This is a genomic window from Nonomuraea sp. SBT364, assembly GCF_001083785.1.
Classification (GTDB): Bacteria; Actinomycetota; Actinomycetes; order Streptosporangiales; family Streptosporangiaceae; genus Nonomuraea.
Window position 1 is genome coordinate 1 of sequence record NZ_LAVL01000247.1, and the last position, 9,744, is coordinate 9,744.

Consider the following 9,744-nt stretch of genomic DNA (forward strand, 5'->3'; position numbering starts at 1 on the left):
CCCCCGCCCGCCCGAACAGCTCCCGCAACTCCCCGCGGTCGGTCTCCCTGAATGCACGGATCTCCACGACACCCTCCCATTTATGTGTACGTCCTACACAGTACGCCATATACGGAAGGCCGGTAGCCTGCGCCGATAAGCCCCGCGTCAGCGGACGCCGGTCGGCGGGATCTTGGGCTTAGCCCGGTCTTACCGGCCCCTCGTCACTCTTGGGTCACCGGAATCGAGGAGATGACATGGACGCGAACGAGCCTGGCGGCGGCTGGAGCCAGTTCGGCGACAGGCCGCCCGTCGCGGGCGGCTTCCCTGGGCCGGGCGCGGCGCCGCCACCGCCCCCGCCGCGGCGGCACGGCTTCCTTCTCACCAGGAAGGCCGTCGCCGGTCTCGCGCTGGCGGGCCTGACCGCCCTGGCGGTGGCGGCGGCTGGCGGCGGCGCCGTCGGCGCGTACCTGAGCGAGGCGTCCCGCCCGGCGGCGACGGCCACCCCGGACGGCCCGAGCCCCGTCTTCCGCACGGCCTCGGACCAGTTCACGATCGCGCAGGTGGCGGAGAAGGTGCAGCCGTCGGTCGTGATGATCCAGGGGCGGAGCGCCGAGGGGTCAGGGGTGGTGCTGTCGGCCGACGGGCTGATCCTCACCAACAACCACGTCGTGGCCGGGCAGGACGGCGGCCTGGCCGTGAAGCTCAACGACGGGCGCACCGCCCGGGCTACCGTGATCGGCACCGACCCGGCGACCGACCTGGCCGTCATCAGGGCCGCCGACGTGTCGGGGCTCGCCGCGGTGACGCTCGGCGACAGCGACCGGCTCAAGGTCGGCGACGACGTGCTGGCCATCGGCAGCCCGCTCGGCCTGGACGGCACGGTCACCGCGGGCATCGTCAGCGCGCTCGACCGCACGGTGACCGCCGGGAGCGGCCCGGACCAGCAGGTCCCGCCCGGCTGGAACCAGCAGGAGCGGGAGACCACCACGCTCGGCGGCATGATCCAGACCGACGCCGCGATCAACCCCGGCAACTCGGGCGGCGCGCTGGTCAACGCGGCGGGCGAGCTGATCGGCATCAACAGCGCCGTCGCGCCCGACGGCGTCAACCTCGGCTTCGCGATCCCGGTGAACACCGCCAAGCAGGTGGCCGACCAGCTCATCCGCGACGGGAAGGTCAGCCACGCCTACCTCGGGGTGAGCGTCACCGACGCCGCCGGCGACGTGCCCGGCGCCCTGATCCGCGAGGTCACCCCGGGCAGCGCGGCCGAGAAGGCGGGCCTGAAGCAGGGCGACCTCATCACGAAGATCGGCGACACGCCCGTGGAGGGCGCGGACACGGTCGTCGGCCAGGTCCGCGGTTTCCGGGTCGGGCAGCAGGTGGAGATCACGTACCGGCGCGACGCGGAGACCGCCACCGTGAAGGTCACGATGGCCGGGCAGAAGTAGCGCGAGGGGGGCCGGCGCTTCCCGGAGCGCGGATGACCGCCGCCCGCGCATCACCGGGGCCGGCGCCGCGCCCGCTCCTCCGCCGCGTCGAGTGCGGGCGTGAGCGGCGCGAGCGTGGCGCGCAGCAGGTCCGGCAGCGACCCGGACGGCACGACGAGCCCGCCGGCGGTGAAGGACGCGGCCGTGGTCTGCAGCCACCCTTCGAGCGCGATGCGGACCGCGGCGGCCACGCTCGCCGCGAGCACCCGGGCGGTCCGCTCGTCGTCGTCGCCGAGGCGTCCGGCGATCGCGCCGGCGAGAGGGTTCTCGATCGCGCCGGTGGTGCCGACGAACGCCTCGCGCAGCGAGGGACGGGTGGTGATCAGCAGCAGCGCGTCGCGGCCGGGTTCGCTCGCGGTGGTGTACGCCTCGACGACCGCCTCGACGAGGGCCGCGGCGAGGCCGACGCCGACGGGCCGGCCGGCCACCGCCGCCGCGATCCGCGCTTCCCGTTCGCCGGCGACGGCGGCGACGATCGCCTGTTCGCGGCTGGAGAAGTAGTTGTTGTACGTCCGGGGCGAGACCCCGGCGGCCTCGGCGATGTCGTCGACGCGCACGTCGTCCGGCCCGCGCTCCAGGGCGAGCCGCAGGGCAGCCGCGCTCAGCGCCTCCCGGGTGGCCTGCTTCTTCTGCTCACGCAACCCGGCTCGCCTTGTCGTCACGAACCCATCATCCCACCTTCGATGCGTGCACGCAAATTTGCGTGCACGCATTTTTACTGTCTAGCCTGGCGCCGCATCCGCATTCCATGCGAACCAGGGAGCACCATGATCACAGATGTCGTCATCGCCGGCGGCGGCCCGAACGGGCTGATGCTGGCCTGCGAGCTGAGCCTGGCCGGGATCCGGCCGCTCGTGCTGGAGCGGCTGCCCGAGCCCAGCCCGGAACCGAGGGCTAACGGACTGCTCGGCCAGGTCGTGAAGGTGCTCGACCACCGCGGGCTGCACGAGCGCCTCAGCGGCAGCCCGCAGCCGCCGCAGCCCAACTCCGCCTACTTCATGTTCGGCGCGATGGGCCTGGACCTGAGCCTGCTGGAGCACAGCCCCGTCCACGCCCTGCCGGTGCCGCAGCGGCGCATCGAGCAGGTCCTCCAGGAACGCGCCGCCGAACTGGGCGTGGAGATCCGGCGGGAGCACGAGCTCGTCGGCCTGTCGCAGGACGACGGGGCCGTCACCGTCGACGTCGCGGGCCCGGACGGAGAGTACCGCCTGCGCGCCCGGTACCTGATCGGCGCCGACGGAGCCCACAGCGCGACGCGCAAGCTCTCCGGCATCGAGTTCCCCGGCGTCACCTACGACCGCATGACCGTCCGCTCGGCGCACGCGACGGTCCCGGCCGACTGGGTCGACCCGGAGAGCGGCGCGCTGGAGGTGCCCGGTCACGGCGCCGTTCTGCCGTTCCTGCCGCACCGCACCGAGCACGGCGGGTTCTCCTACGCACCGATGCCCGGCCACCCTCCGCTGATCAGCACCACCGAGTGGGATCAGCCCGCGACCGACGCCCCGATGAGCCTGGAGGAGCTGCGGGCGAGCGTCCGCCGCGTGCTCGGCGTCGACGTGCCGCTCGGGCCGCCCGGCGGACAGGGCCCGCACGTGCTGCGCCGGCTGGCCGGCGGCAACACCCGGGTCGCCGGCCGGTTCGCCCACGGCCGGGTGTTCCTGATCGGTGACGCCGCCCACGTGTACGCCGCAACCGGGGGCGGACCGGGACTCAACCTCGGCCTGCAGGACGCGGTCAACCTCGGCTGGAAGCTCGCCGCCGAGCTCCGGGGCAGCGCCCCGCCCGGACTGCTGGACACCTACGCGACGGAGCGCCGATCGGCCGCCCACCGCATGGTGCTGAACGCCCGGGCGCAGGCGGCCCTGATCGCCCCCGGCAGCGACGTCACCGGCCTGCGCGACCTGTTCACCGAACTGCTCCACGACCCGGGTACGGTGCGGCGCCTGGCCGAACTCACCACGGGCGCCGACGTCCGCTACGACATGGGAGCGGCCGGGCCGCACCCCCTGATCGGCCGCTTCGCCCCCGACCTGGAGCTGGACACCCCGACCGGCCCGGTCCGGCTGGCCGAGCTGACCAGGACCGCACGGCCGCTGCTGCTCGACCTGACCGAAGGAGCATCGCTGGCGCGCGACCCCGCGCTGCGCCACGACGGGATCGACGTCGTCACCGCGCGGCCCCGGCCCGGCGCGCCCACCGCCCTGCTCCTGCGGCCGGACTGCTACGTGGCCTGGGCGTCCGCCTCACCCGAGCCGGATCCCACGGAGACGGAAGCGCTCCGGGCCGCCGCGCGGCGCTGGTTCGGCGCCGCCGAACCGCCCGGGGATGTGCGGTGAAACGCGAAATCCCGCCCGATCAGCTGATCGGACGGGATTCGGAAAGGGCCGGGGTGGAGCTATGGGGATTCGAACCCCAGACCTCCTCCATGCCATGGAGGCGCGCTACCAACTGCGCCATAGCCCCTGGTCACCGCGCGGAGTGTGCTCTTTGCGGCGCTCGGAGAGCATATAGCCATCCGCGTGAATCGCCTAATCGCGCCCGGCCGCCCTGCCCACCAGGACGGCCAGGCCGTCGAGGTGGTTGCGGAGCCCGAACTCGAAGATCGTGTCGAGGTCCAGGTCGAGACCCGGCTGGGTGACGACCCTGCCCAGGGTCGGGTAGACGCCCGAGGCGAGCGCGGTGGCGAACTCGCGTTCCTGGCCGCGCAGCCACGCGTCGTCTGTGAGGCCGGTCTCGGCCCGCTCCTGGATCTCGGCCTCCAGGCCGGCGGCGGCGCCGCGGACGAAGCCGGCCAGGCACACGCTGACGTGCAGCATCGTGTTGGCGTCGAGGCCGAGCCCGTCGACGGCGCGCAGCAGCCATTCGGTGTGGGCCATGGCGTGGGGCACGAACTGGGGCCTGGTCAGCGGCGTCGCCTGGACCGCCCACGGGTGCCGGCGGCAGATCCGCCACTGCAGCCGCAGCGAGGTCTCGATCCGGGCCCGCCATCCCCGGGGCGGCGGTTCGGGCAGCGGCTCCTCGGCGTATGCGGCGTCGGCCATGAGGCAGACGAGCTCGTCCTTGTCCCGAACGTGCCGGTACAGCGCCATCGCGGAGGTGCCCATCTCACCCGCGACCCGCCGCATGGAGACGGCCGCCAGCCCTTCCGCGTCGGCGACGCGCATGGCCGTGCGTACGACCCGCTGCCGGGTGAGCTCCTGACCGGGACGGCGGGCCCGTACGGCGTCCGCCACGACGGTGCCGACGCCGGGCACGGCCCGCACCAGCCCTTCCTCCCGCAGCGTGGCGAGGACCTTGCTGGCCGTGGCCATGGCCACGCCCCACTCACGGGTGATCTCGCGCGTGGACGGGACGCGGTCGCCGGCCGCCAGCTCGCCCTCCCGGATGCGGCGCCGCAGCTCACCCGCGATCGCCTGATAGGGCGGCATCACGACGGCTCCTTCCGGCGGTGCTCTAGTGCACCGCACCCCCGGATCGTGCCACATCCGGGGCCAGGCGCTCTAGTGCACCGGCGCCCCCTCTTGCCGGTGGAATCGCCCGGCTCCTACTGTGCGCGTACGCCGTACACCAAAGGAGCACCCGATGACCCGGAAGGTCCTCATCGTCGGCGCCGGCATCGCCGGCCCGGCACTCGCCTACTGGCTCGCCCGCCACGGCTTCCGGCCCACGGTCGTGGAGCGCCACCCCGGCCCGCGCGAGGGCGGCCAGGCCGTCGACTTCCGCGGCGTCCCTCAGCTGACCGTCCTCGACCGCATGGGCGTCCTGCCCGCGATCCGCGCCGTTCAGACCCGCCCGGAACCCATCGCCATCGTCGACGAGCGCGGCAGACGCCTGTCGGCGCTGCCCGCCGAGCTGTTCGGCGGCGAGGTGGAGATCCTCCGCGGCGATCTGGCGCGCATCCTCCACGAGGCCACCCGCGACGTGGCCGAGTACATCCACGACGACACGATCACCGGTCTGGACGGCCGTGAGGTCACCTTCGAACGCACCCCTCCCCGCTCCTTCGACCTGGTCGTCGGGGCCGACGGCACGCACTCCGCCGTCCGCGCGCTCGCCTTCGGGCCGAGCCGCCCGCGCCACCTCGGCATGTACGGCGCGATCTTCAGCGTGCCCGGCCACCACGCGAGCCAGATGTACAGCATGCCGGGCCGCTCCGCCACCGTCATCGGCGGCCGGGCCATGCTCGACTTCGCCTCCCCCGAGCTGGACCACGACCACCGTGACGTGAACGCTCAGAAAGCTCTGGTCGCGAACGTCTTCGCCGACGCGGGGTGGCGGGTGCCCGCCCTGCTGGAGGCCATGTGGCAGGCTCCGGACTTCTACTTCGACGCCGCCGCCCAGGTCAAGCTGGACCGCTGGGCGAAGGGCAGGGTGGCGCTCGTGGGCGACGCCGGCTACGCGCCCGGCCCTGGCGGCATGGGCACCGGCCTGGCGATCGTCGGCGCGTACGTGCTGGCGGGCGAGCTCGCAGCGGCGGGCGGCGATCACGAGACGGCGTTCGCCCGCTACGAGCAGCGGCTGCGCCCCTACGCCGAGACGTGCCAGAAACAGGCGCAGGGCGGCGAGCAGTTTCTGGTGCCGCGCAAACGGCACCAGATCTGGCTGCGCAACCAGGCCATGCGCATGCTGCCGTACGTCCCCGGCATCAAGGGCATGGGCACGAAGGCCGCCAACGCCATCGCGCTGGAGGACTACGCTAGCGCCGCCCCTCCGCGTCAGGACTGTCATCGCTGCTGATCGGCTCGGGCAGGGTGCCCGCGTTGTGCTCCAGCAGCCGCCAGCCCCGGCGGCCCTGCTCCAGCACCGACCACGAGCAGTTGCCGAGCCCGCCGATGGCCGACCACAGCTCCTGCGGCAGCCCGAGCAGCTCGCAGATGCCCAGCCGCAGCGCCGCGCCGTGGGAGGCCACGACGAGCAGGCCGTCGTCGTCGAGCTTGGCCGCCCAGCGGCGCATGGCGGTGGCCACCCGGGCGGCCACGTCGGGCACGGGCTCGCCGTCGGGGGCCTCCCAGGCGACGTACTCCCTGGGCCAGCGCTCGGCGATCTCCTCGCGGGTCAGGCCCTCCCACTGACCGCCGCCGCGCTCGCGGAAGTCCTTGTCGACGCCGACCTCCAGGCCGGCGACACGGCCCAGCGCGAGGGCGGTGTCGTTGGCCCGCTGCAGGTCGGAGGAGACGATGAGGGTCGGCCGAAGCGAGGCGAGCAGCGAGGCGGCCCGGGCCGCCTGCGCGATCCCGGTCTCGTCCAGCGGGATGTCGGAGTGACCCTGGAAACGGTGCTCCACATTCCACAGGGTCTGCCCGTGCCTGAGGCAGACGATCCGTTTGCTCAAGTGCGGGCCCTTTGGATGTTGGCCTGCATCACGCTCTCCGGCAGGGCGATGGCCGGGCAGTCCTTCCACAGCCGCTCCAGGGCGTAGAAGGTGCGGTCCTCCTCGTGCTGGACGTGCACGACGATGTCGATGTAGTCGAGGAGCACCCAGCGGCCCTCGCGCTCACCTTCGCGGCGCACGGGCTTGACGTCCGCCTCGGTGCGCAGCTTGTCTTCGATCTCGTCGACGATGGCGCGGACCTGGCGGTCGTTCGTGGCGGAGCAGAGCAGGAAGGCGTCGGTGATGACCAGCTGCTCGCTGACGTCGTAGGCGAGGATGTCGTCGGCCAGCTTGTCGGCGGCCGCCTCTGCGGCGATCTGCACGAGCTGGACGGCTCTGTCGGATGCTGTCACGATGCGGGTCGGTCCTCCTGTGTCGGCAACATGCCCTTATGTTGAGGGTACCCTTTTCGGCCGCCCCGCCTCACGCACGTCAGCCGTGGGCGTGATAGAGCCCGCGTTTGTTGATGTACTGCACGATGCCGTCCGGCACCAGATACCAGATGGGCTCGCCCTTCTCGACCCGCTGCCGGCACTCCGACGACGAGATCGCCAGCGCCGGGATCTCCAGCAGCGTCACCCGCCCCTCGGGCAGCCCGGGGTTGTGCAGGGTGTGCCCCGGCCGGGTGCAGCCGACGAAATGGGCCAGCTCGAACAGCTCTTCGGCGTCCTGCCAGCCGAGAATGGCGCCGAGGGCGTCGGCGCCGGTGATGAAGTACAACTCCACCCCGGACCCATAAATCCGGGAAATATCCCGCAAAGTGTCGATGGTGAACGTCGGCCCCGGCCGGTCCACGTCCACCCGGCTGACAGAGAAACGCGGGTTCGACGCCGTCGCGATCACCGTCATCAGATAACGGTCCTCGGGCGCGGACACCTCGCGCTCCGACTTCTGGTACGGCCGCCCCGTCGGCACGAACACGACCTCGTCGAGATCGAAGTGGTGCGCCACCTCGCTGGCCGCGACGAGGTGACCGTGGTGGATGGGGTCGAACGTACCGCCCATAACACCCACGCGTCGCTTCCCCTGGACACCAGGCGCGTTCATCATGAAACGGACCCTACGCGGACGCTCTCCCCAACATGAGGGCACCCCCCTCGATGATGACCGCGCATCACACCGGTTGCGGACGTAGCATGCCGGGCATGACGACCACCCCGGACCGCAGCCGCGTCCAACTGCCCGGCATCTCTTCCCGTGCCTACGAACACCCCGCAGACCGGTCGGCCCTGGTCGCTCTGCGCAAGTTGAGCGGGTTCGACACGGTGCTCAAGCAGATGTCCGGCCTCGTGAGCGAGCGGCGTCTTCGCCTGATGTATCTCGCCTCCGCCGTGCGCGTGAGCGAGACCCAGTTCCGCTCCCTCCACGACATGGGCCGCGACGCCGCCTACACCCTCGACCTGCACCGCATCCCGGAGATCTACGTCCAGCAGGATCCGCAGGTCCAGGCCAAGGCCATCGGCTTCGACGACCCGTTCATCGTCGTGACCACCGGCCTGCTCAACCTCATGAACGAGGAGGAGCAGCGCTTCGTCATCGGTCACGAGACCTCCCACATCCTGTCGGGCCACGCGGTCTACCGCACCATGCTCGACATCCTCACCCGCCTGGCGGCCCGCGTCGCCTGGATCCCGCTCGGCTACATCGGCCTGCGCGCGATCGTGGCCGGCCTGGAGGAGTGGTACCGCAAGTCCGAGCTCTCCTCCGACCGCGGCGGCCTGCTCACCAGCCAGAACCCGGAAGCGGCCAAGCGCGCGCTGATGAAGCTCGCCGGCGGCGACTACACCAACGAGATGAACATCGAGGCGTTCCTGGAGCAGTACCAGGAGTACGACACCGCCGGCGACCTGCGCGACGGCTTCCTCAAGGTGCTCAACCTGCTCGGCACCACCCACCCGTTCGCCGTGGTGCGCGTGGCCGAGCTGGACAAGTGGCAGCGCAGCGGCGAGTACGACCGCATCATCGGCGGCGACTACCCCCGCCGCGAGGACGACCCCAACGCCCGGGTCACCGACGAGGTCAAGGCCGCCGCCGAGTCCTACCGCCGGTCCTGGTCGGAGTCCCAGGACCCGTTCATCGGCGTGCTGCGTGACGTGGCCGAGGGCGCCGTCAACGCCGGCGAGCGCATCTTCAACCGCTTCGCGCGCCGCGACGGCGGCCAGGGCTGACGCCGCACACCGGGCAGCCCGCCGTTCCCGGCGGCGCGGTCCGCGGTCGCGTCATCACCGCCGTCCGTCTCACAGCAGCAGGGCGATCGCGCGTACGGCCGCCGCGCACAGGGCGACGAACCCGCCCAGCACGGCCAGTGCGCGCAGCCCTTCCTTGCGCAACTCAGGCAGCCGGGCGCCGATCCGCTCGATCTCCCGCCCGGTGATGCCCCCGCACAACATCCCGAACACCACGCCCGCGGCGGTCACCGGCGCGGGCTGCTGCCACCAGGTGGAGTCGATCTCGCCGCCCCCGGTGATCCACAGCGCCCCGCCCGCCACCACGGCCGCGGGCACCCCGGGCCATACGGCCGCCGTCGTCACCGCCCCGGCCAGCGCGAACGGGAACAGCAGCACCCGCAGCGTCACCCGGACCCGCCGTGACGAGCGCTTCCTGACCATCCAGTGGCTCATCCAGCACGACCTGATCAGCACCACGAACACGGCCGTGATGCCGATGCAGGCGATCGGCCACATCACCGACGCCACCACGCACGGCACGGCCAGCACGGCGAGCAGCAACAGCGCCGTGTTGCCGGCCGGCAGCGTGGTGGCCGCCGCCTCGGACCTGAACCCGGCGCCGCGCGCCACCGTCCGCGCCCTGCCCCGGGCCGCCGTCACCTTCCCGTCGTCGGCCCGGCTCCGCACCACCGCCGCCCCATCACCGCGACCCCGTCCCGCAGCCGCCTCCCCATCC

9 protein-coding genes, 1 tRNA gene and 1 pseudogene are annotated in these 9,744 nt (G+C 72.5%); 4 read left to right on the plus strand and 7 right to left on the minus strand.

Translation table 11 applies throughout. From position 1 onward, the window contains the following. Positions 1-236: 236 nt before the first annotated feature. Positions 237-1,430 carry a S1C family serine protease gene (locus ADY59_RS44895; protein ID WP_049576732.1) on the plus strand — a complete coding sequence of 398 codons (1,194 nt, stop codon included), beginning with the start codon at positions 237-239 and terminating at the stop codon, positions 1,428-1,430. A gap of 50 nt (positions 1,431-1,480) precedes the next feature. On the opposite strand, the gene ADY59_RS44900 is transcribed toward ADY59_RS44895, so the two are convergent. After that, positions 1,481-2,131, minus strand: a complete 651-nt coding sequence (locus ADY59_RS44900) for a TetR/AcrR family transcriptional regulator (protein WP_049576733.1) — start codon at positions 2,129-2,131, stop codon at positions 1,481-1,483. 105 nt (positions 2,132-2,236) lie between these two features. On the opposite strand from ADY59_RS44900, the gene ADY59_RS44905 reads away from it, so the two are divergent. Further along, positions 2,237-3,805, plus strand: a complete 1,569-nt coding sequence (locus ADY59_RS44905; protein WP_049576735.1) for an FAD-dependent monooxygenase — start codon at positions 2,237-2,239, stop codon at positions 3,803-3,805. A gap of 54 nt (positions 3,806-3,859) precedes the next feature. Here ADY59_RS44905 and ADY59_RS44910 read toward each other — a convergent pair. Continuing rightward, positions 3,860-3,932 (minus strand) — tRNA-Ala (locus ADY59_RS44910). Positions 3,933-3,997: 65 nt separating this feature from the next. Beyond that, positions 3,998-4,897: a TetR/AcrR family transcriptional regulator C-terminal domain-containing protein gene (locus tag ADY59_RS44915; protein ID WP_049576737.1), complete on the minus strand. Its 900-nt coding sequence runs from the start codon at positions 4,895-4,897 to the stop codon at positions 3,998-4,000. A 154-nt stretch (positions 4,898-5,051) separates the two neighbouring features. Between ADY59_RS44915 and ADY59_RS44920 the strand changes: the two genes are divergently transcribed. Next, positions 5,052-6,206: an FAD-dependent oxidoreductase gene (locus ADY59_RS44920; RefSeq protein ID WP_049576742.1), complete on the plus strand. Its 1,155-nt coding sequence runs from the start codon at positions 5,052-5,054 to the stop codon at positions 6,204-6,206. Here ADY59_RS44920 and ADY59_RS44925 read toward each other — a convergent pair. The 3 genes from ADY59_RS44925 to nadD all read right to left on the minus strand — a co-directional run bounded on the left by ADY59_RS44925 (position 6,166) and on the right by nadD (position 7,890). Further along, positions 6,166-6,801 carry a histidine phosphatase family protein gene (locus ADY59_RS44925; RefSeq protein WP_049576743.1) on the minus strand — a complete coding sequence of 212 codons (636 nt, stop codon included), beginning with the start codon at positions 6,799-6,801 and terminating at the stop codon, positions 6,166-6,168. The two genes, ADY59_RS44920 and ADY59_RS44925, sit on opposite strands and share 41 nt — an antisense overlap. Further along, complete coding sequence (gene rsfS / locus ADY59_RS44930; protein ID WP_049576744.1) at positions 6,798-7,193, minus strand: ribosome silencing factor; 396 nt, start codon at positions 7,191-7,193, stop codon at positions 6,798-6,800. Before rsfS ends, ADY59_RS44925 begins: the two co-directional genes overlap by 4 nt. Before the next feature lie 79 nt (positions 7,194-7,272). Then, positions 7,273-7,890, minus strand: coding sequence for a nicotinate-nucleotide adenylyltransferase (gene nadD, locus ADY59_RS44935; protein ID WP_063780983.1), 618 nt, complete (start codon positions 7,888-7,890; stop codon positions 7,273-7,275). A gap of 86 nt (positions 7,891-7,976) precedes the next feature. Here nadD and ADY59_RS44940 point away from each other — a divergent pair, with 86 nt between their 5' ends. Further along, the gene (locus ADY59_RS44940) at positions 7,977-9,008 is read left to right on the plus strand and encodes a M48 family metallopeptidase (RefSeq protein WP_197094153.1); all 1,032 of its coding nucleotides are present in this window, start codon (positions 7,977-7,979) and stop codon (positions 9,006-9,008) included. Between the two features lie 69 nt (positions 9,009-9,077). Here the strand turns inward: ADY59_RS44940 and ADY59_RS44945 are convergent. Then, a pseudogene (locus tag ADY59_RS44945) lies at positions 9,078-9,744 on the minus strand (serine/threonine protein kinase); the annotation flags it as partial.

What these genes read in the sequence shown, in the direction of transcription:
- ADY59_RS44895 (WP_049576732.1), top strand. Translation starts at nt 237, where the DNA reads ATGGACGCGAACGAGCCTGGCGGCGGCTGGAGCCAGTTCGGCGACAGG.
- ADY59_RS44905 (WP_049576735.1), top strand. Translation starts at nt 2,237, where the DNA reads ATGATCACAGATGTCGTCATCGCCGGCGGCGGCCCGAACGGGCTGATG.
- ADY59_RS44915 (WP_049576737.1), bottom strand. Translation starts at nt 4,897, where the DNA reads ATGCCGCCCTATCAGGCGATCGCGGGTGAGCTGCGGCGCCGCATCCGG.
- ADY59_RS44920 (WP_049576742.1), top strand. Translation starts at nt 5,052, where the DNA reads ATGACCCGGAAGGTCCTCATCGTCGGCGCCGGCATCGCCGGCCCGGCA.
- nadD (WP_063780983.1), bottom strand. Translation starts at nt 7,890, where the DNA reads ATGATGAACGCGCCTGGTGTCCAGGGGAAGCGACGCGTGGGTGTTATG.
- ADY59_RS44940 (WP_197094153.1), top strand. Translation starts at nt 7,977, where the DNA reads ATGCCGGGCATGACGACCACCCCGGACCGCAGCCGCGTCCAACTGCCC.